General features: G+C 71.9%; 16 protein-coding genes and 1 tRNA gene. 5 read left to right on the top strand and 12 right to left on the bottom strand.

Features of this window, described 5'->3' with window-relative positions; genetic code table 11:
- From IT293_12495 to IT293_12485, 3 genes are all read left to right on the top strand, one after another.
- Nucleotides 1-1,935, top strand: a 1,935-nt coding sequence (locus tag IT293_12495; protein ID MCC6765470.1) for a hypothetical protein, incomplete at its 5' end; no start/stop codon positions are given.
- Nucleotides 1,936-1,998: 63 nt separating this feature from the next.
- Nucleotides 1,999-2,082 (top strand) — tRNA-Leu (locus tag IT293_12490).
- Nucleotides 2,083-2,143: 61 nt separating this feature from the next.
- Nucleotides 2,144-3,244 (top strand): DUF3426 domain-containing protein, encoded by a 1,101-nt coding sequence (locus IT293_12485; protein ID MCC6765469.1) that lies wholly within the window; start codon nucleotides 2,144-2,146, stop codon nucleotides 3,242-3,244.
- Here IT293_12485 and IT293_12480 read toward each other — a convergent pair.
- Nucleotides 3,162-3,395 carry a twin-arginine translocase TatA/TatE family subunit gene (locus IT293_12480; GenBank protein ID MCC6765468.1) on the bottom strand — a complete coding sequence of 78 codons (234 nt, stop codon included), beginning with the start codon at nucleotides 3,393-3,395 and terminating at the stop codon, nucleotides 3,162-3,164. The two genes, IT293_12485 and IT293_12480, sit on opposite strands and share 83 nt — an antisense overlap.
- A gap of 137 nt (nucleotides 3,396-3,532) precedes the next feature.
- Here IT293_12480 and IT293_12475 point away from each other — a divergent pair, with 137 nt between their 5' ends.
- Nucleotides 3,533-4,558 (top strand): hypothetical protein, encoded by a 1,026-nt coding sequence (locus IT293_12475; GenBank protein ID MCC6765467.1) that lies wholly within the window; start codon nucleotides 3,533-3,535, stop codon nucleotides 4,556-4,558.
- Nucleotides 4,559-4,653: 95 nt separating this feature from the next.
- Here IT293_12475 and gcvPB read toward each other — a convergent pair whose 3' ends face one another.
- The 11 genes from gcvPB to uvrB form a co-directional block, all read right to left on the bottom strand.
- Nucleotides 4,654-6,159 (bottom strand): aminomethyl-transferring glycine dehydrogenase subunit GcvPB, encoded by a 1,506-nt coding sequence (gene gcvPB / locus IT293_12470; GenBank protein ID MCC6765466.1) that lies wholly within the window; start codon nucleotides 6,157-6,159, stop codon nucleotides 4,654-4,656.
- Nucleotides 6,156-7,523: an aminomethyl-transferring glycine dehydrogenase subunit GcvPA gene (gcvPA, locus tag IT293_12465; GenBank protein MCC6765465.1), complete on the bottom strand. Its 1,368-nt coding sequence runs from the start codon at nucleotides 7,521-7,523 to the stop codon at nucleotides 6,156-6,158. The genes gcvPB and gcvPA overlap by 4 nt, the downstream gene beginning before the upstream one ends.
- 12 nt (nucleotides 7,524-7,535) lie before the next feature.
- On the bottom strand, nucleotides 7,536-7,925 hold the full coding sequence (gene gcvH, locus IT293_12460) for a glycine cleavage system protein GcvH (GenBank protein ID MCC6765464.1): 390 nt from the start codon (nucleotides 7,923-7,925) through the stop codon (nucleotides 7,536-7,538).
- On the bottom strand, nucleotides 7,925-9,274 hold the full coding sequence (gene gcvT, locus IT293_12455) for a glycine cleavage system aminomethyltransferase GcvT (GenBank protein MCC6765463.1): 1,350 nt from the start codon (nucleotides 9,272-9,274) through the stop codon (nucleotides 7,925-7,927). Before gcvT ends, gcvH begins: the two co-directional genes overlap by 1 nt.
- Entirely contained in the window at nucleotides 9,271-10,128 is an 858-nt protein-coding gene (gene folD, locus IT293_12450) for a bifunctional methylenetetrahydrofolate dehydrogenase/methenyltetrahydrofolate cyclohydrolase FolD (protein MCC6765462.1), read from the bottom strand. Before folD ends, gcvT begins: the two co-directional genes overlap by 4 nt.
- A gap of 11 nt (nucleotides 10,129-10,139) precedes the next feature.
- The gene (locus IT293_12445) at nucleotides 10,140-10,832 is read right to left on the bottom strand and encodes a hypothetical protein (GenBank protein ID MCC6765461.1); all 693 of its coding nucleotides are present in this window, start codon (nucleotides 10,830-10,832) and stop codon (nucleotides 10,140-10,142) included.
- A gap of 31 nt (nucleotides 10,833-10,863) precedes the next feature.
- A complete protein-coding gene (aspS, locus tag IT293_12440; GenBank protein ID MCC6765460.1) occupies nucleotides 10,864-12,651 on the bottom strand; it encodes an aspartate--tRNA ligase in 1,788 nt (595 codons plus the stop codon).
- Nucleotides 12,644-13,936 (bottom strand): histidine--tRNA ligase, encoded by a 1,293-nt coding sequence (locus IT293_12435; GenBank protein ID MCC6765459.1) that lies wholly within the window; start codon nucleotides 13,934-13,936, stop codon nucleotides 12,644-12,646. Before IT293_12435 ends, aspS begins: the two co-directional genes overlap by 8 nt.
- A gap of 26 nt (nucleotides 13,937-13,962) precedes the next feature.
- Complete coding sequence (locus tag IT293_12430; protein MCC6765458.1) at nucleotides 13,963-16,410, bottom strand: DNA internalization-related competence protein ComEC/Rec2; 2,448 nt, start codon at nucleotides 16,408-16,410, stop codon at nucleotides 13,963-13,965.
- An 82-nt stretch (nucleotides 16,411-16,492) separates the two neighbouring features.
- Nucleotides 16,493-18,358, bottom strand: a complete 1,866-nt coding sequence (gene uvrC, locus IT293_12425; protein MCC6765457.1) for an excinuclease ABC subunit UvrC — start codon at nucleotides 18,356-18,358, stop codon at nucleotides 16,493-16,495.
- Nucleotides 18,359-18,437: 79 nt separating this feature from the next.
- Complete coding sequence (gene uvrB, locus IT293_12420; protein MCC6765456.1) at nucleotides 18,438-20,465, bottom strand: excinuclease ABC subunit UvrB; 2,028 nt, start codon at nucleotides 20,463-20,465, stop codon at nucleotides 18,438-18,440.
- 276 nt (nucleotides 20,466-20,741) lie between these two features.
- Here uvrB and IT293_12415 point away from each other — a divergent pair.
- Nucleotides 20,742-21,137: transposase zinc-binding domain-containing protein (locus IT293_12415; GenBank protein ID MCC6765455.1), on the top strand; the 396-nt coding region annotated here is incomplete at its 3' end.

Raw genomic sequence — 21,137 nt, 5'->3', positions numbered from 1 at the left:
TGCCTCTTCCGCGCGAGCGGCCAGGTGTGCCGCACGTCGACCGGTGTCTGCGATCCGCAGGAAGTCTGTAGCGGCTCGAGCGCCGCGTGCCCGGGTGACGCGCTCTCCAATTCGTCGACGGTCTGCCGCGCCTCGGCGGGCGTTTGCGACGTCGCGGAGAACTGCACGGGCTCGAGCGCCGCGTGCCCGGGAGACTCGTTCGCGAGTTCGGCGACGGTCTGCCGCGCGTCGGGCGGCGTCTGCGATCCGGCCGAGAACTGCACGGGATCGGGGACGGCCTGTCCGGGCAACACGTTCGCCTCGAGCTCGACGGTCTGCCGCGCCGCGGGCGGCGTCTGTGACGTTGCCGAGAATTGCACGGGCTCGACCGCCGCGTGTCCCACCGACGACTTCGAGCCGTCCTCGACGGTCTGCCGCAGCGCGGCGGGCGTATGCGACGCGGCCGAGAACTGCACGGGCACGAGCGCCCCCTGCCCGGCCGACGCCAAGCTCGGTGGCTCGACGACGTGTCGGGCGGCGGCGGACGTCTGCGACGTGGCCGAGGTGTGTGACGGTGCGGCCGACGACTGCCCGACGGACGCGTTCGAGGCCGCGAGCACGGTCTGCCGGCCGGGCGCCGGCGTGTGCGACATCGCGGAGAACTGCACGGGCAGCGGCGTTGCCTGCCCGGCCGACGCGGTCGAGCCGTCCACCACCGAGTGCCGTGCGGTGGCGGACATCTGCGACGTCGCCGAGAGCTGTGACGGCACCGGCGTGACCTGCCCGGCCGATGCGTTCGAAGCCTCGTCGGTCACCTGCCGGCCGGTGGCCGGGGTGTGCGACGTGGCCGAGAGCTGTACGGGTGCGGGCGCGGCATGTCCCACCGACGCCTTCGAGTCGAGCGCGACGGTCTGTCGGCCCGCCGGTGGCGTCTGCGACACGGCGGAGAACTGCACGGGAGGCGACGCGGACTGCCCGGCCGACGCCGTCGAGCCGGCGACGACGGTCTGCCGTCCCGACGCGGGCGACTGCGACGTGGAAGAGACCTGCAACGCCGTCGACAAGGATTGTCCGGCCGAGGCCTTCGAGCCGGCCGCCACACCGTGCAACGACGGGGACTATTGCCTCCAGACCGACGCATGCGACGGCGCCGGCACGTGCGTCGGGTCGAATCCGGTGGACTGCGACGACGTGAACCCCTGTACCGACGACGCGTGCGACTCGCAGTCGCAGGGCTTCCTCTGCGTCTACACCAACAACGGGATCTGCATCGGCCCGAACTGCGGCAACTTCGTCGTCGACACGGCGAACAACGAGACCTGTGATCCGCCGAACCTTTCGCCGGGTCCGAACGGCCAACCGGCGTGCCGGCTCGACTGCACGTCGTGCGGCGACGGCGTCATCCAGGCGAACAACACCGAGACCTGCGACGACGGCAACCTGATCAGCGGCTGCCGGACCGACAAGCCGCAGAAGCCGCTCGACAGCTGTCTCAACAACTGCAACGAACCGATCTGCGCCGACCCGGCCCGGATCAAGTTCGGGACGCACGGGCTGCCGGACGCCTTCACCTTCCACGGCCGCCTGATCTCGGACGCACCGGTGGACTTCATCAACAACCACTTCGTGATCGAGCTGCGGGACAGCGCCGACAACGTCATCTACCGCACGTCGCTGGTGCGGGGGTCGATCGAGGTGCAGAACGCCAAGTCGGCGCGCTACAAGGATCGCGGCGCGCGGGCGGCAGGCGGCGTCTATCAGCTGAAGACCAAGGCGGCGGCCGGCTACTACGTCCTGCAGATCAAGGCGTACGGCGACATGGCGGCGGCGGTCTCCGACATGCGGACGCACGTCTACATCGGCGCCGACGAGTGGGCGATCCGCGGTCTGTGGACGGCCCAGGGCGAGAAGGGCTGGAAGCTCTCGAACAAGGCGACCTTCCTGCCAGTGCCGTGAGCGGATGCGGGGGCGGTCGAGCTTGACCGCCCCCGCTCCTCCAAAGTATTCAAAACGGCACGCGCGAAAGTGGCGGAACTGGCAGACGCGCAGGATTCAGGATCCTGTGAGGTAAAACTCGTGGGGGTTCAAGTCCCCCCTTTCGCACTCGGGTCGGTCATGTGGTGAGCTGAGGGGCGCCCGGGGGCCGGGCGAAGGGGTGGCGGCGGTGGCTGGTACACACATGATGATGCAGTGCCCGCGGTGCTCGACGCGCTGGCGTGTCGCGGCCGCCGCACCGGTGGAGAACCCGCTCTTCAAGTGCGGGAAGTGCCACCATCTGTTCCGGCAGTTTCCGGGGGCGACGCCCGCGCCCGAAAGCCCGCCCGCGCCGACACGGCGAGCGCATGCGTCGTGCGAGCCCGATACGCTCGAGTTCATCTTCCCCGAGCACCAGCCCGCCGAGCTGCTGGTGGCCGAGGAGGCGCCGCCGGCGCCTCCGGTCGTGGCGTCGGCGCCGGTGCTGCCGGAAGCGACGGAGGTCGTCGCCGCGCCGACGCCGGTCGAGGTGCCGCCGCCGATCATCATCACGCGGGCGCTCGACCGGGAGGTCACGATCACCGCGGCGGCGGGCGACGAGCCGCCCCTCGACGACTTCGACGTTTCCGAGAACGACGAAGACGAGGACGAGAAGGCGGGCGAGGCGGAAAGGATCGCGACGGCCGACGAGGGCCGTCGCCTGCGGGTGGAGGATGTGATGCGGGCTCCGTCGAGCTTCGGAACGATCATGCGCGCCATCGGTACGGCGGTCACCGGCTTTGCGACCCTCGCGCTCGTCGTGCGCGTCGCGCCCGAGCAGACGTCGACCTGGCTGTCGCGGCTCCCCCTCGCCGGGGCCACCTTCGCGCGCGACCGCAATCTCACGACCAAGGTCGAGCTGACCAACGTGCAGGGACGCTTTCAGCGCCTGCGCAACGCGCGCCGCGTCTTCGTGATCACCGGCGACGCACGCAACAACTCGCCGATGACGATCGAGCGCATCGAGGTAGCGGGCGCGCTCTACGACCTCGGGGGCGGCGAACTCGATCAGAAGGTCGTCACGACCGGCAACCGGACCACGCTCACCGATCTCTCGGAAGCGGAGATCGCCCTGATACAGCGGCTCGACCCGGTGATCGCCCTCGCGCCGGGTGAGACCACGCCATTCTCGATCGTGTTCCTCGAGCCCCCGCGCGAGCTGCGCGAGTTCAGCTCGCGGGTGTTGAGCGTTCGCCCGACGCGTCGGGCTTCGAGTCCGCCTGCCGGCTCGTCCCGGGACTCGGTGGGGTGACGTCGATCGAGTCCGGTTCGCTGGTCGCCTTGCGGAAGTTGCGGATGCCCTTTCCGAGGCCTTCGCCGAGCTCGGGCAGTCGGCCGGCTCCGAAGATGATCAGAACGATCACCAGGATCACGAGCATCTCTCCCATCCCCAAACCGAACATGCGATTCTCCACGGCGCGAGCTGCGCTCGTGCGACTATAGGAGAAGGCTTTGCGGGGGCGCAATAGCCTCCCCGCTCACGCGACGATCGCATGCGAGTTGCGGGTTCGCGCGCTCGACGCATAGAATCCCCATGCCGATGACGACTGCTCCGCGCGATCGACACCTCGCCCTCGCGATCGCGGCCTCGGCGCTTCTGCACCTCTCGCTGCTCGTCCTGGTGCCCTACGTGCCGAGGAGCGCTTCGCTCCCGGCGTTCGACGTGCCGCTCGAGGTCGCGCTCGCCCCGCCGGAGCCTCCCAAGGCCCCCGCCGCGGCGCCGCGGCAGATGGTCGCCCCGCCCGACCAGATCAACGACCGTCCCCCCGAGAGCCCACGGTTCCAGAGCGATCGGGACAATACGGTCGAGCACGAGACCGTGAATCCGGGCGTCCCGAATCCCGGGCCGGCCGCCGCGGCGGCGCCGAAGCCAGTCCGGCCGCGGGTCGCCGCCGCTGACCGGCCGCCGCCGGCGAAGGCGCGGCGGCCCGCGGAAGGCGCGGCGGCCGAGCCGAGGGAGGCGAAGCCCGTGCCCGCGCTCGACAAGCTCTTCGCGTCGACCGACGAGCTCGTTGCGGCTCAGCGCGACGCGACGCGCGAGCCGGAGGACACGGCGAAGGACGGCACCGGGCGACGAAAGCTCGCGCTCGCCGTCGCGCCGGTCGCACCCGATTGGTCGCTCCCCGGGACGCGCGGCACGCTCGACAATCTCCCCGACATCCAGCGCGGGACCGTTACGCTCCTGAACACGAAGGCGAACGAGTTCTCGCCTTTCGTGCGGCGCGTGGGGGAGCGGGTCTTCCAGCACCTGATCATCCGCCAGCGCCGCCTCGAGCTCGAGCAGATCCTGAGCGCGCGCAGTCCGGTGCAGATGCGGGCCGTCCTCGACGCGCGCGGAAAGCTCAAGTCGGTGCAGATCGACACCCAGTCGGGGAGCGCGAACATGGACGACACGCTGTCGGACGCGCTCAACACCGCGGCCTTCGACAACAACCCGCCGAAGGCGGCCGCCAAGCCGAACGGGGACTTCGAGTTCGTGTTCCAGGCGCAGCTCCGGGCGTACCAGCCGGGGCCGGCGGGCTCGCCGGGCCGCATCGAGAGCCGCCTGAGCGTGGCGCTGCTCTGACCAGCCCGCTTCGCGGCAGGGCTCGGGGGAAGCCGCCGCGGGGCCCCGCGCCCGGTTCGCTCACGCGTCGACGTGCGCCGCGCGCGGGGAGGCGCTCACTCCGTCGGGCGGGCCGTCGGAGGCTTCCAGCGTAGCACCGGGCGGCGGGCGGCGCGGGTTTCGTCGAGGCGGCCGACGAAGGTCGCGTGCGGCGCTTCCTTGACGAGCTCGGGCGTCTCCCTCGCCTCCGCGACGATCGCCCGCACCGCGGCGATGAACTCGTCGAGGGTCTGCTTGCTCTCCGTCTCCGTCGGCTCGACCATGATCGCGCCCGGAACGACCAGCGGGAAGTAGATGGTCGGCGCGAAGAAGCCGTAGTCGAGGAGGCGCTTCGCGAGGTCGAGGGTGTGGACGCCGGTCGCGGCGAGATCGTGATCCGTGAACACGCACTCGTGGAGCGACGGCGTCTCGAAGGCCAGGGGCAGCACGCCGGAGAGCTCGGCGCGGATGTAGTTGGCGTTCAGCACGGCCATCGCCGTCGCGTCGGTGAGGCCGTCGCCGCCGAGCGTGCGCATGTAGCAGTAGGCCCGCACCAGCATGCCGACGTTGCCGTGGAAGGAGCGCACGCGGCCGATGGCCTTCGGGAAGTCCTCGCTCCAGCGCAGGCCTTTCGGGTCGCGGACGAGGCGCGGCGTCGGCAGGTAGGGCTCCAACCGCTCCGATACGGCCACCGGGCCCGCACCCGGGCCGCCGCCGCCGTGCGGGGTCGAGAACGTCTTGTGGAGGTTGAACTGCAGGACGTCGGCGCCCATGTCGCCGGGCTTGGCGACGCCGAGGAGCGCATTCATGTTGGCGCCGTCGCAGTAGAGGAGCGCTCCCGCTTCGTGCACGGCGTCGGCGATCGCCTGGATGTTGCGTTCGAAGAGTCCGATCGTGTTGGGGTTGGTGACCATCAACGCCGCGACGTCCGTGCCGAGGTGCTTCCGGACCGTATCGACCTCGAGGATGCCGAAGTCGTTCGCGGGCATCTCGGTGACGGTGTAGCCGCAGAGCGCGGCGCTCGCCGGGTTCGTGCCGTGGGCGCTCGCCGGGATGAGGACGCGGTTGCGCGGGTTGCCGCGGTCGGTGTGGTAGGCTCGCACCATCTTCATGCCGGTGAGCTCACCGTGCGCGCCCGCGGCCGGTTGGAGGCTGACGCCCGGGAGCCCGCTCACCGCGCGCAGGAACCCAGCGAGGCCATCCATGAGCTCGAGCGTGCCCTGCGCCCAGGCGTCGGGGAGCAGCGGATGGAGGTCGGCGAACCCGGGGAGCCGGACGACGGCCTCGTGGACGACCGGGTTGTATTTCATGGTGCACGATCCGAGCGGATAGAGCGTGGTCGCGGCGCTCAGATTCCATTGGGACAGACGCGTGAAGTGGCGGACGACGTCGAGCTCGCTGACCTCGGGAAGCCCGGCGAGGCCGTCGTCGCGGCGTAGTCCCGAGGGCAGCACGTCGGCGGGCGCCGGTCCGCCGACCTCGCCCGGGTCGCAGGTCGCTCCGGTCCGACCCGGCGCTCCGCGCTCGAAGATGAGCGGTTCGGGGAGGAGCCCGTTTCGGAGGACTCCTTCGGGGCGACTCACGAGCGGCCCCCCGCGCGCGCGGCCGGCGCCGCCGCGTCGGCGGCGAGCGCCGCGGCGAGACGATCCATGGCCGCAGCGTCGTGGAGCTCCGTCGCGCAGAGGAGGAGCGTGTCCTCGAGCTCGGGGTACCAGTCGCCGAGTGGCAACCCCGCGACGACCCCCTCGGCGAGCGCGTGCTGCCAGCGCCGACGGGCGCCGGAGAGGCTCAGGACGAGTTCGTTGAAGTACGGACCGGAGAAGCGCAGCGTCCCGACCCCCCGCAGGCGCTCGGCGAGCGCGTGCGCGCCGCGCAGGTTCCGCTCGGCGACGCTCGCGAGGCCGTGGCGACCGAGGAGGGAAAGATAGACGACCACCTGCACCGCGCAGAGTCCCTGATTCGTGCAGATGTTGGACGTGGCGCGCTCGCGGCGGATGTGCTGCTCGCGCGTCGCCAGGGTGAGGACGTAGCCGCGACGTCCCTGAACGTCGACGGTCTCCCCGACGAGCCGGCCCGGCAGGTTTCGCACGAAGCGCTCGCGACTCGTGAAGAGCCCGAGCCCCGGACCACCGTACGCGAGGGGGAGCCCGAGGCTCTGCCCCTCGGCGACCGCGACATCGACGCCCGCCGCGCCCGGCGTCCGGAGGAGCGCGAGCGCCAGGGCCTCGGTGGTGGCGCTGACGAGGAGGCAGTCCTCCCCGTGTGCGATCTCCGCCGCGCCGGCCAGGTCCTCGACGATGCCGAAGACGTTCGGATAGCCGAGCACGAGGCATGAGGCGCGGCGCAGGAGGTCGGCGGCTGGAAGCGGCGTCGCGCCGTCCGGACCGTACGGCACTTCCACCAGCTCGACGTCCTTGATCCCGGCGAGATAGGTCGCGATCACCTGCCGGTAGTGCGGGTGCAGCGCGCGGGCGACGAGCACGAGCGGCCGGCCGGGGCGCAGGCGCTGGGTCATCAGTACGGCCTCCGCGGCGGCGGTGGCGCCGTCGTACATGCCGGCGTTCGCGACCTCCATACCGGTGAGCGCGGCGACGGCCGACTGGAACTCGAAGGTCGCCTGCAGCGTGCCCTGGCTCACCTCGGGCTGATACGGGGTGTAGGCGGTCGCGAACTCGGCGCGGCTCGCGAGCTGATCGACCGCTGCGGGGATGAAGTGCGGGTAGGCTCCGGCTCCGAGGAAGGCGAGGCCGTCAGTGCGGTTCCGGGCCGCGAGCGCCGCGACCTCGATGCGCATGGCGCGCTCGTCGATCCCGCCGGGAAGCGCCGCGAGACTCGCCCGCGTCCGCAGCGCTTCTGGCACGTGCGCGAGGAGCGCGTCGACGCTCTGCGCGCCGATCGCGCGCAGCATCGCGTCGATCTCGGCGGACGTGTGGGGCGTATAGCGCATCGGGTCGGGCCTCTACGGCTTCTCCTGCGCCAGGAAGCCGCGGTACTGCTCGGCCGTCATGAGCGCGTCGGCGTCCGCGCGATTCGCGAGCGTCACCTTCACCATCCAGCCGGCGCCGTACGGATCCTCGTTGATGGTTTCGGGCTTGGTCGTGAGCGCCTCGTTGACCGCGGTCACGATGCCGCCGAGGGGCGCATAGACGTCGCTGACCGCCTTGACGGACTCGACGACGCCGAAGGTCGCCGACTTCGCGAGCTCGGCGCCGACCGCCGGGAGCTCGACGAACACGATGTCCCCGAGCTCCTCCTGCGCGTGGTCGGTGATACCGATAGTCGCGATGCCGTCTTCGACCAGCACCCACTCGTGGTCCTCTGAATACCGCAGCGTCTCGGGGATCAGCATCAGTGCTCTCCTTCGCGTGTGACCTGGGTGCCGTCGGCGTTCTCGGCGTCGTCGTCGGCGGGCGACGGCGCGTCCGCCACGCCGGCCGGCGGCTCGTCCGCGCCGGTCGCTTCGGGAGCGGTGTCGATCTCGTAAAGCCCCTCGCCGTCCGCCGGGGCCGCGTCGTCGGACGCATCCACCGCGTCCTCGACGGGCTCGGCGACCTCGGACGGAACCTCCGCCGGCGCGGCGGCGACCGGGCGCGGACGGCGATAGAAGGGCGTCGCCACCACCTCGGCCGGGACGGGGCGGCCCCGGACGTCGACGGCGAGCTTCGTTCCCGGGGCGGCGAGTGCCGCCGACACGTACGCGAGGGCGACCGGGCTGCCGAGCGTCGGCGACAACGTCCCACTCGTGACGATTCCGACCGAGGCGCCTTCGAAGGTGACGGGATGGCCCTGGCGCGCGATGCCGGGCGCCCGCAATGCGAGCCCGACCAGGTGCCGCGGCGCGCCCCGCTCGCGCTCGTGGCGCAGTGCGGCCCGGCCGATGAAGTCCTCGCCGTCGAGCCGCACCCAGCGCTCCAGCCCGGCGGCGAGCGGCGACGTCTGCTCGTCGAGCTCGTGTCCGTAGAGCGGGAGCGCGGCCTCGAGGCGGAGCGTGTCGCGCGCGCCGAGGCCGATGGGCTCGAGGCCGGCGGGCGCTCCGGCCGCCATGAGCGCGTCCCAGAGCGCGCCGGCCCGCGGCGCGTCGACGTAGAGCTCGAAGCCGTCCTCGCCCGTGTAGCCGGTCCGCGACACGAGCACCGGCAGGCCGGCGACCTCGCCGCGTGCGAAGCGGAAGCTCGGGATGCGCTCGAGGACGAGCGGGGTGAGCGCGCCGAGGATGCCCGCGGCGGCCGGACCCTGGAGCGCGATCAACGCGGTGGCCGGGCTGCGGTCGACCACCGTCGCCGCGCCGGCATGCTGTCGGATCCAGGCCAGGTCCTTGGCGACGTTGCCGGCGTTCACGCAGAAGAACCAGCGCTGGTCGTCGACGCGGTAGAGCGTGACGTCGTCGACCACGCCGCCGTCCTCACGGCAGAGGATCGTGTACTGGACGTGGCCGTTCGCGAGGCGGCGGACGTCGTTGGTGGTGAGCCGTTGGCAGGCGGCGGCGGCGTGCGGCCCGAGGAGTTCGATCTCGCCCATGTGGCTCACGTCGAAGAGTCCGGCGGCGGTGCGCACCGTGCGATGCTCCTCGAGGATCCCGCGGTACGAGACCGGCATCTCCCAGCCGCCGAACTCCACCATCCTCGCGCCGAGCGCGTGGTGCCGCTCGTAGAGGGGCGTGCGCGCGAGCGCCGCCGCCGACGCGTTCGTCTCGCTCATGCGGCCACCCGTGTCGTCGCCGCGGCGGCCGCGGCCGTGTTGGCAAGCAGCATCGCGACCGTCATGGGACCCACGCCACCCGGGACCGGCGTGATCCAGGCCGCCCGCTCGCGGGCGCGGGCGAACTCGACGTCGCCCACCAGGCCGCCGGTCGCCGCTCGATTGATGCCGACGTCGATCACGATCGCCCCCTTCTTGATCCAATCGCCGCGGATCATCTCCGGGCGCCCGACCGCCGCCACCACGATATCGGCGGCCCCAACCGCGGCGGCGAGGTCGCGGGTGCGCGAGTGGCACATGGTGACGGTCGCGTGCTGCTCGAGCAGCAGGAGCGCGACCGGCTTCCCGACGAGCAGGCTCCGGCCGATCACGACGGCCGTGGCGCCCGCGAGGCCGACGCCGGTCTCGCGCAGGAGTCGCATGATGCCGAGCGGCGTGCACGGACGGAGCCCGGGCAATCCCGCCAGCAAGCGTCCCTGGCTGATGGCGGTGAGGCCGTCGACGTCCTTTTCCGGCGCGATCGCCTGGATCACGGCGTCGGTGTCCGCGGCATCCGGCAGCGGGAGCTGGACGAGGATCCCGTGCACGTCGGGGCGCGCGTTCAGCTCGCGAACGCGGGCAACGAGATCCGCCGTGCGCGTGTCGGCCGGCAGGCGCTGTCCGACCGACCGCATGCCGATCTCCGTGCAGGCGCGCTCCTTGGAGTCGACGTAGACGCGCGACGCCGGGTCGTCGCCGACGAGCACCGTCGCCAGGCCCGGGATGACGCCGCGCGCGCGCAGCAGCTCGACCGCGCGGGCCGCCTCCGCCCGCACCGCTTGCGCCACCGCCTTGCCGTCGAGGATCGTGCCCATCGTCTCCGGACTCAGCGCTTCGTCCTGGCGGCGCCGCGTCTCCGCGGCGCCGGGCCGTAGAGCGCGTCGTGGAGGCGCGCGGCGATCTGCGCGGCGCCGATCTGGGCGAGCTCGCCGGCCCGCACCCACGTCCCGCCGGCGCGCACGAAGCCCGGCAGGTTCCAGAGGTTCTCGGAGAGCGCTTGCTGCTGTTCGGCGTACTCCGCCTGCCAGAGGGCGACGCCGTCGGCCGGCCGCAGCAGCTCGGCCGCGAAGACGACGTGCGCGGGACGGTTCGCCGCGAACTCGGTGCCGATGCGTTCCTCGAAGACCTTGACCTCGCCGCGCAGAACGGCGTCGGCGCGCAGCAGCGTGCCGACGGCGACCGCCTCGCTCGCGGTCGGCGCCCGCACCTCCCCGTAGAGCCGGCGGAAGGCTTCGCCGACCGTGAGATCGTCGACGATCAGCCAGTCGCCCTGGTCGCGCATCGCGGTCGCGACCGCGCGCGTCACCGTGTCGCCCGGCGGCTCCGAGAGCGGCTCGGCCCCGAGCTCGTCGGTGCGGCCGACGGCGAGGTCCACGGTCGTGAAGGGCAGCACCGCGATGCGGCGGACCTCTCCCCTCGCGATCGGCGTCAACGGCCGCGCCGCGACCGTCACCGGCAGCGGACTGCAGCCGGCGAGCGCCGAGCACATGCTCGCCAGGACGATCAGCACGCGAGCCATCGACCCCTGTCCTCCCATCGTCGGCTCCTCGTCAGTGCGCGAGCTTGATGCCGAGCTCGCGCAGTTGGCGAGCCTCGACCGTGCTCGGCGCCTCGGTCATGAGATCCATGGCTCGCTGCGTCTTCGGGAACGCGATCACCTCGCGGATGGATTCCTCGCCGGCGAGCAGCATGACGAGGCGATCGAAGCCGAACGCGAGCCCGCCGTGCGGCGGGGCGCCGGACGCCAGGGCCTCGAGGAGGAAGCCGAACTTGCCCTGCGCCTCCTCGGCCCGGATGCCGAGCACGCCGAACACCCGCTCCTGCACCGTCGACTGGTGGATGCGGACGCTGCCGCCGCCGATCTCGGTGCCGTTCAGCACGAGGTCGTACGCCTGGGCGCGGATCGCGAGCGGGTCGCTCTCGAGCTTGTCGAGATCCTCCTCGACGGGCGCGGTGAAGGGATGGTGCACGGCGACGTGCCGCCGCTGCTCCTCGTCGTAGTCGAAGAGCGGAAAGTCGGTGACCCAGACGAGATTCTTCTTCCCCTCGTCGATCATGCCGAGCTTGGCGCCGAGCCGCAGGCGGAGCGCGGCGAGCGCGTCGTGGACGACGCGCGGCTTGTCGGCGACGAGCATGACCACGTTGCCGGGGGCGAGGCCGGCGGCGGCGGTCAGGCGCGCGCGCTCGTCGTCGGAGAGGAACTTCACGATCGGCGACTGCCAGCCGTCCGGATTGACGCGGATCCACGCCAGGCCCTTGGCGCCGTAGATGGCGACGAACTCGGTGAGGTCGTCGAGATCTTTGCGCGAGAGCTGCTTGCCGTCCGGCACGACGATCGCCTTGACGGTGCCGCCCTTCGCGAGCGCGTCGGCGAACACCTTGAAGCCGGAACCGGCGAAGACCGGCGCGCAGTCGATCAGCTCGAGCCCGAAGCGCGTGTCCGGGCGGTCGCATCCGAAGCGCGCCATCGCTTCGGCGTAGCCGAGCACGGGAACGGGGGGCGGCGGCATCGCCACGTCCGCCTCGGCGAAGAGCTCGGCGACGAGCCCCTCCATCAGCCGGAAGATGGTGGGGCGCCCGAGGAAGGACATCTCGAGGTCGATCTGGGTGAACTCGGGCTGGCGGTCGGCGCGCAGATCTTCGTCGCGGAAGCAGCGGGCGATCTGGTAGTAGCGATCGACACCGGCGACCATGAGAATCTGCTTGAAGAGCTGCGGCGACTGCGGCAGCGCGAAGAAGGTTCCCGGGTTCACGCGGCTCGGCACGAGGTAGTCGCGCGCGCCCTCCGGGGTGCTGCGCGTCAGCACGGGCGTTTCGACCTCGACGAATCCGTGGGCGTTCAGGTAGCCGCGCGTCCGCGCGGCGAGCCGGTGCCGCAGCCAGAGGTTCCGGAACATGCGGGGACGGCGGAGGTCCAGGTAGCGGTAGCGGAGGCGGACCGCTTCGGCGGTGTCGATCGCGTCGTCGACGGGAAACGGGCTCGGACGCGCCGAGTTCAGGATGCGCAGCTCGTCGCCGACCACCTCGATCGCGCCGGTCGGGAGGTCCGGGTTCACGGTCTCGGGCGAGCGCGGCACGATCGTTCCGCGCACCGCGATCACGAACTCGAGCCGGATGCCCGCGCCGGCGGCGTGCGCCAGCGCGCTGCGCTCGGGATCGAGGACGATCTGCACGAGCCCGGATCGGTCGCGCAGATCGATGAAGATGACGCCTCCGTGGTCGCGGCGGCCGTGCACCCACCCCATGACGGTGACGCTCCGTCCCGCGTCCTCGGGGCGGAGCGTGCCGGCGTAGTCGCTGCGCTCCCAGTCGCCGAGCGCCGAAAGCGCCTCAGCCATTCGGTCCTCCTGCGGCGCCGAGCGCGCGGAGCGTCTCCGCGAGCGCCGGGCCGTCGTCTTCCACCGCGAGCGCGAGTCGATGATCGGCCTGGCGCCGCATGTCGCGCACCGTCGCCCGGCCGGCGCGGAGCTCGTCCGCGCCGATCAGCACCGCGAAGCGCGCCGCGAGCTTGTCGGCCCGGCGCATCGCGCTCTTCACGCTCCGTCCCGCCGCCTCGAGCTCGCAGCGCATGCCGAGATCGCGCAGACGTCGGGTCAGACGCACGGCCGTCGGTGTTGCATCCGCCGAGAGCGGGATGACGTCCACCTCCGGCGCGGGCGACCGGAATCCCGCCGCCTCGGCCGCGAGCAGCACGCGTTCGAGCCCGATCGCGAACCCGACGCCGGGCAACGGCGGCCCGCCGAGCTCGGCCACGAGCCCGTCGTAACGGCCGCCGCCTCCGACCGCGTTCTGGGCTCCGAGGTTCTCGGAGACCACCTCGAATGCCGTGCGGACGTAGTAGTCGAGGCCGCGCACGAGCCGTGGCTCCACCCGGAACGGTAGGTCGGCGGCGATCAGGAGCCGCTCGACCTCGGCGAAGTGGTCCCGACAGGGGTCGCAGAGGTGGTCGCGGACGAGCGGCGCGTGCGTCATGACGCGACGACAACCTTCCTCCTTGCAGTCGAGGAGGCGGAGCGGATTGCGTTCGAGACGTTGGCGGCAGTTCGGGCAGAGCGCGTCAATGTGCGCTCGACCGTACTCCGTGAGCGCGGCGCGATAGGTCGGCCGGCACGTCGCGTCGCCGAGCGAGTTCAGGATCAGGCTCGCCGACGCCAGGCCGACCGCGCGCAGGCAATCCATCAACAGCATCACGATCTCGGCGTCGGCGAGCGCATCGTCGCGTCCGATCACCTCGGCGCCGACCTGGTGGAACTGCCGCAAGCGTCCCTTCTGCGGCCGCTCGCGGCGGAACATCGGGCCGAGGTACCAGAGCTTCGCGACCTGGTCGCGCTGCGCGAGGCCGGCCTCGAGCGCCGCGCGCACGACCGCGGCGGTCCCTTCGGGGCGGAGCGTCAGCGACGTGCCGTCGCGATCGTCGAAGGTGTACATCTCCTTCTCGACGATGTCGGTCGTTTCGCCGAGGGAGCGCGCGAACAGATCCGTGCGCTCGGCGATCGGCGTACGGATCTCCCCGTAGTTGTACGTCGCCAGCACCGCGCGCAGTCGCCCTTCGATCTCCGTGAAGCGTTCGCTCTGCGGGGGCACGACGTCGTGGAACCCTTTGACGCCAGGGATGGTCTTCATCGAGCCACTTTCGGAAGCGGGCAGAGCTACCAAAGCAGTTGCGGGAATACAAATCGCTCGGCCGCGGAAGCCCGCGTCGGCACGACGGAAACGTCGCGCCCGTCGCTGACGACGCGGAGCGCGCCGTGCTCCGCCGTGTTCCATCGGCCGGCGCGGACGGCGGCGAGGCGTTCGACGACCGCGCGGGCGGGGAAGCCGAAGCGGTTGTCGGCGCCCGACGACACGACGGCAATCCGCGGCGCGACCGCGGCGAGGAAGTCCGCGGTGCTCGACGTCGCGCTGCCGTGGTGCGGGACCTTGAGGACGTCGCTCCGCGCGCGTACGCCGGCGTCCAGCATCGCGCGCTCGGCCTTGGCCTCGACGTCGCCCGTGAAGAGGACGGCCGTCGCGCCGAAACGCAGGCGCAACACGAGCGAGGCGTCGTTGGGCCCGAGGCGGTGGGGGTCGTCGGGGTGCAGGATCTCGACGACCACGTCCGCGCCCGGAGACCACGCCATGCCCCGGCGCAGGACCACCGACCGCGTGCCGGCCGCCGCGAGCGCGCGCTCGAGCGCAGCGTAGCGTGCGCCCTGCCCTCGCATGCCGCTCCACCAGAGCTCGCGTGCCCGGAAGGCGCCGGCGAGATGCGCGAGCCCGCCGTAGTGGTCGAGCTGTGGGTGCGACAGCACGAGCGCCTCGATGCGCGTGATCTTGCGCGCGCGCAGGAAGGGGGCGACGACGCGCGCGCCCGGGTCGAAGGCGCCCGCCGAGCCGCCGCCGTCGACGACGAGGACGCCGCCGCCGCGCGGCAGCTCCACGACGGCCGCGTCTCCCTGCCCGACCGCGAGGAAGGTGACTCGCAGCGTCGGGTCGCAGCAGCGCTCCCAACTCCACCAGGCGACGTCGATCCCGGCGGCGACCCCCAGCGCGAGGAGCGCAATCCGGCGCCGGCGGGCGAGCGGCGCGGTCCACGGCCCGCGCCGCGTCCATGCCAGCGCGAGTGCCGCATACGCGACCGCCAGCTCCGGGAGCGACGGCATCGGCGTGACGAGGGCCGCGCCCGGCCAGGCCGCGAACCAGCGGGCGACGCCGAGGCCGGCCGCCGCCGCGCGCGCCGCGACCCACAGCAGCGCGTCCGCTGAGGAGGGGGCGACGAGCGCGATCGGCAAGGCGGCCAGACCGGGCAGCAGCGTCGCCGGACCGAGCAACGGCAACGCGGCGAGGTTCGCGAGCGGGGCGACGAGGGAAATCTGCTGGAAGTGCCACGCGGTGAGCGGCGCGGTCGCGAGCGTCGCGGCGATCGACACCCGGAGCGGCACCAGCACGAGCCGCCGGCACCACCCCGGGGCGCCGGCCGCGGCGGTGCGGTCGCGGCGCGCGGCGCGAGCGACGAGGATCAGGGCCAGCACGGATGCGAACGAGAGCTGGAACGAGACGTCCGCGGCGACGTCCGGCGCGCCGAGGGCGAGCAGGACGGCCACGCCGGCGAGCGCGCGAAGCGCGTCCGGCGGCCGGTCACAGGCGAGCGCCCCGAGCACCACCCCGTAGCTCAGGAAGGAGCGCGCCGCGGGCACGCTGTCGCCGGCGAGCGCGGCATAGGCGCCGACGGGAAGGATGCCGAGCAACGCCGCGACCTTGGCGACGTCGTAGCGGAGCGCGAGGAGCGTTGCGCGCAGGAGGATCCAGCGCAGCGCCAAGACGACGCCGCCGGCGGCGACCGCGACGTGGAAGCCCGAGACGGAGACGACGTGCGCGAGGCCGGTGCGCGTGAGCGTGTCGCGAGTGGCGTCGTCCAGGCTCGGCGCGGCGCCGAGCAGGACGGCCGCGAGATAGCCGCGGACGGGCTCTTCGGCGGCGGCCGCGACGCGCGCCGCGAGTCGCGCGCGCGGACTCCCGGTCGTGCTCGCGACGGCGTCGTCGAGGCGCGTGATCGTCTCGTCGCTCCAGAGGAAGAGCGTGACGCGGATGCCGCGGCGACGAAGCGCCGCGGCGTGGTCGTGCTCGCCCGGGTTCCCGAGGCTTTGCGGGCGACGGATGGTCCCGACGACGCGGACCATGGCCCCGGCCGGCCACGAGCGCTGCGCATGGGCGATCGTGACCCCGAGGAGCCCACACCCGCGCCCGGCGCGCGCGCGGGCCCGGACGCGGGTGACGCGCACGACGAGCGACACGCGGTCGCCGCGGACATCGCTGCGGACGACCACCCCCTCGGCCGCCGCGATGCCGCGACCCGCGAGCCGGGCGACGTGCTCCCCGGGGAGCGGCAGATGGGCGAGCGTCGCGGCGAGCGCGCCGCACGCGAGGCCCGCTGCGAGCGCCGCCGCTCCGACCCGGAGCGGGAGCGTCGTGGCGCGCGCCGCCGTGGCGAGCGCGAGCGCGACGGCGACGAGGGCGCCGCAGCCCGCGTCGGCGTGCAGCCCGCCGGCGAGGAAGCCGCCGGCGAACGGCACCACGACCCGCGCCGCCGCCGGCGGTTCCGCGGAACCTCTGGCCAATGCTCTCTCCGCCGACGCGCGAGGTCGTCGGCTCGTCGGCCGCGGGGGTGGCGGCGCGTGGATGCGCGGCGGTCCGCGCGGATCAGCCCGGGTCGGTGCCGGCGTGCGCGAGGCGGTCGTGGATCTCGGCCGCGAGCCGCGCCGAGACGCCGGGGACCGCGGCGATCTCGGACGCGGTCGCCGCGCGCAGGCGCTTCAGGCTTCCGAAGTGGCGGAGCAGCGCCCGGCGCCGCTCCGGGCCGACGCCGGCGATGTCCTCGAGGCCGGAGCGCAGGCGCTCCCGCCGGCGCAGCTCGCGATGGTACGTGATCGCGAAGCGGTGCGCCTCGTCGCGGACGCGCTGCAGCAGGAACAGCGCGGTCGAGTTGCGGCGCAGCACGACGGGGTTCTTTCGTCCCGGCAGGAACACGCGCTCGTCGGAGCGCAGTACCTCGGGCGACCGGGGGTCGCGCTCGACGCGCGTCTTGGCGAGACCGAGGACGTCGACGCCCTCGATCGCGAGCGCGCGCAGCACCTCGACGGCGACGTTCAGCTGGCCTTTGCCGCCGTCCACCATGAGCAGGTCGGGAAAGTCGTTCTCGTGCTTGGCGCGCCGGTACCGCCGTTCCAGAACCTCGTACATCGACGCGAAGTCGTCGCTGCCGGCCACCGTCCGGATGCGGTAGCGGCGGTAGCGCGCCGGGCATGGCTGACCCTCGTCGAACGTCACCATCGAGGCCACCGTCAGGTTCCCCTGGATGTTCGAGATGTCGAAGCACTCGATGCGCTTCGGCGCGCTCCTGAGGTGCAGCCGCTTCCGCAGCTCCTCGAGCATGCGCTCGCGCTGGGCGCTCTGGTCGCGACGTTCGGCGAAGCCGTGGCGGGCGTTGTCGCGCGCCATCTCGACGAGGCGGAGGCGCGCGCCCCGCTGCGGGCAGACGACCTCGATCGAACGGCCCCGGCGCTCGCCGAGATACTCGGCGCGTACCTCGGCGTCCTCGAGCGCGAGCGGGAGCACGATCGCGTCGGGAATCGGGCGGTCCCCCTGGTAGAACTGGGTCAGCACGGCGCCCAGGATCTCGTCGTCGCCGAGCTCGAGGCCGTCGAGGGTGTAGGCCTGGTTGCCGGTGAGCTTCCCGTGCCGGACGAAGAGCACCTGGATCTCGACGCAACCGCCTTCCCGATAGAGCCCGAAGACGTCCTGGTCGCGGCCCCAGTGCTCGACCGCCTGCTGGCGCTGGACGGTCGTCTCGAGGGCGCGTAGCTGGTCGCGCAGACGGGCGGCCTCTTCGAAGCGGAGCGCTTCGGATGCGGCCTCCATGCGGGCGGAAAGCGTGCGGACGAGCTGCCGGTTCCTGCCCTCGAGGAGCTCGACGGTCTGCGCGACGTTGCGGGCGTACTCCTCGGCGTCGGCGGGGAGGCAGCACGGGCCCGGACACCGTTTGATCTGGTGCTCGATGCACGGTCGCGCGCGGTTGCGGAAGACGGTGTCGCTGCAGTTCCGGATCGGGAAGATCTTGCGGATGGTGTCGAGCGTCTCGCGCACCGACCAGGCGGAGGAGAAGGGGCCGAGGTAGCGGGAGCCGTCGCGCGCGAGCTTGCGCGTGACGACGAGACGCGGCCACGGGTGCTTGTCCTCGATCTTGACGCTGACGTAGCTCTTGTCGTCCTTGAGGCGGATATTGTAGCGCGGCTTGTACTGCTTGATCAGGTTGTTCTCGAGGATCAGCGCTTCCTTCTCGTTGCGCGTGACGAGTGTCTCGAAGCGCGCCACCCGGCCCACCAGGAAGACGACCTGCGCACGCTCGTCGCCGCCGCGGAAGTACGAGCGGACGCGGCTGCGGAGGCTCTTCGCCTTGCCGACGTAGATGACCTTGTCGTGCGCATCGCGCAGCAGGTAGACGCCGGGCCGCGTCGGTAGGGTCGCGAGCTTCGCCTCGAGGTCGAGCGCATCCGTCGGCGGCGTGATCGTGATCCGGAGCTCGACGGCGGGATCCGACGCGTCGCCGGCGATCGGTCCCCGGAGGTCCGGCGTCGCGGGATCGCGCTCACGCACGCGCTGCGTCCAGACCGAGCCGGTGGCGCTCGAGCGCGCGGATGCGGTCGCGGAGATCGGCGGCACGCTCGAACTCGAGGGCGGTCGCGGCGCGCCGCATCTCCTTCTTCAGGCGGTCGATCGCCGCCGGAATCTCGTCGGGCGGCGGCCAGTCCTCGCCGCCGGCGTCGTCGCCGAGCAGCTCCGTGGTTTCGAGGTAGTCGGCGTCCTCGATGGCGACCAGGGGCCCGCTGATCGCCTTGCGGATGGTCTGCGGCGTGATGCCGTGCTCCTCGTTGTAGCGCTGTTGGAGGCCGCGGCGGCGAGTGGTCTCGTCGAGCGCAGTCCGCATCGACGCGGTGACGGTGTCGGCGTACATGAGGACGGTGCCGTGCACGTTGCGAGCGGCGCGTCCGATGGTCTGGATGAGAGACCGCGACGACCGCAGGTAGCCTTCCTTGTCGGCGTCGAGGATGGCGACCAGCGACACCTCGGGGATGTCGAGCCCCTCGCGCAGGAGGTTGATGCCGACCAGGACGTCGAAGACGCCCCGTCGGAGATCCCGGATGATCTCGACGCGCTCGATCGTCTCGACGTCGGAGTGGATGTACCGGACCTTGATGCCGACGTCCTGGAAGTAGTCCGTGAGGTCCTCGGCCATCTTCTTGGTGAGGGTCGTCACGAGCACGCGCTCGTCGGCCTCGACGCGGCGACGGATCTCCTCCAGCAGATCGTCCACCTGGTCGCGCGCGGGGCGCACGCTCACCTCGGGGTCGACGAGGCCGGTCGGCCGGATGATCTGCTCCACCACCGTTCCGCCGCTGCGCTCGAGCTCGTAGGGGCCCGGGGTGGCGGAGACGAAGATGGTTTGCCCGACGCGGCCCTCGAACTCCCGGAAGTCGAGCGGCCGGTTGTCGAGCGCCGACGGCAGGCGGAATCCGAACTCGACGAGCGTCTCTTTGCGGGCGCGGTCGCCTCGGTACATGCCGCCGATCTGCGGCACCGTCACGTGGCTTTCGTCGATGATGAGGAGGAAGTCGGAGGGGAAGTAGCTGATGAGCGTCGCCGGAGGATCGCCGGGCCTGCGGCCGTCGAGATGGCGCGAGTAGTTCTCGATGCCGTGGCAGAACCCCATCTCGGCGAGCATCTCGAGGTCGTAGAGCGTGCGCTGCTCGAGGCGCTGGTGCTCGAGCAGCTTGTGCTGCACCCGCAGCTCCGTCAGGCGCTCCTGGAGCTCGGTCCGGATCGACTCGATCGCGACCTTGAGACGCGGCTCGCTCGTGACGTAGTGGCTCGCAGGGTAGATCGCCACGCGCGCGAGGCTCCGCTGGGCCTTGCCGCGCAGCGGATCGATCTCGGTGATGGCCTCGATCGTGTCGCCGAAGAGCTCGACCCGGAGCGCCCTCGCCTCCTCGTAGGCCGGGAAGATCTCGACGACGTCGCCGCGCACGCGGAAGGTGCCGCGGTGGAAGTCGACGTCGTTCCGCTCGTACTGGATGTCGACGAGCTTCCGCAGCATCTGGTCGCGGTCCGTCTCGGCGCCGCGCTCCAGGAAGAGCAGGTTCTCGAAATATTCAGTCGGCGAGCCGAGGCCGTAGATGCAGGAGACGCTCGCGACGATGATCACGTCGGTGCGCTCGAGCAGCGCCTTGGTGGCGGAATGGCGCATCTTGTCGATCTCGTCGTTGATCGAGGCGTCCTTCTCGATGAAGGTGTCGGTGCTCGGAACGTAGGCTTCGGGCTGGTAGTAGTCGTAGTAGCTGACGAAGTAGCGGACGGCGTTTTCCGGGAAGATCGCCTGCAGCTCGTGATAGAGCTGCGCCGCGAGCGTCTTGTTGGGGGCGATGACGAGCGTCGGACGGTTCGCCGCGGCGATCACGTGCGCCATCGTGAAGGTCTTCCCCGAGCCGGTGACGCCGAGGAGGGTCTGGGCGTCGATGCCGTCGGCAAGGCCGCGGAGGAGTCGCCCGATCGCCTCGGGCTGGTCGCCCTGCGGCGTGATGTCGGCGACCAGGCGAAACGATTCCTTCCGGCGCTCCACGATGACGGGATTATACGGGTCGCCGCCCCGCGCACCACCGCGGGCGGCCGCTCCCAGTAGCTATGGCCTCTCCTCCGTCAGCCTTTCCGTGTAGTTCTCACCGTTAAGCAGGCCGCGTGATGAACGGGACCAACCAAGAGGAACACGCGCCCTCCCCTGTCGCGAAGTCGACGCCACCCGGTGGTGGCCATCCGTTGACGGACGCGCCCGCGCCACGACCCCCGGAAGCTCGGCGACTACCTACTCGGAGCGATGCCGACAACGCCCGCGCCTGCCATGCGCTCGGCCGTGGCTTGCGAGACCGCCGCCTGCAACGCACGCCGCGCCCCCGTCGCGTCCCTCGGGTACACGTCCCGCGACGCGAAAGGCACCGTGCTCCATCAGGTGGTGCGCGAAAATCTGGAAACCTTCCTCACCACGACCGCCCGCGCCGATCCCGCCGGACTCCCCGCGTTCCTCGAGCAGGAGTTCCGCGGCTTCTTGGGCTGTGGCGTGTGGTCGCGAGGCTTCGCGAGGTTTCAGTGTCAGGGTTGTCACGCCCACACGCTCGTGCCGTTTTCGTGCAAGGCCCGCGCCGTCTGTCCCAGTTGCGGCGGCCGGCGGATGGCCGAGCGTGCGGCGCACCTCGTCGATCGCGTCCTTCCCGCCGTCCCGATCCGCCAGTGGGTGCCG

Source organism: Deltaproteobacteria bacterium (assembly GCA_020848745.1).
GTDB lineage: Bacteria > Desulfobacterota > Binatia > UTPRO1 > UTPRO1 > UTPRO1.
Note: the sequence above shows the minus strand (reverse complement) of the source record. Positions and strands in the feature narration are given on the sequence as shown.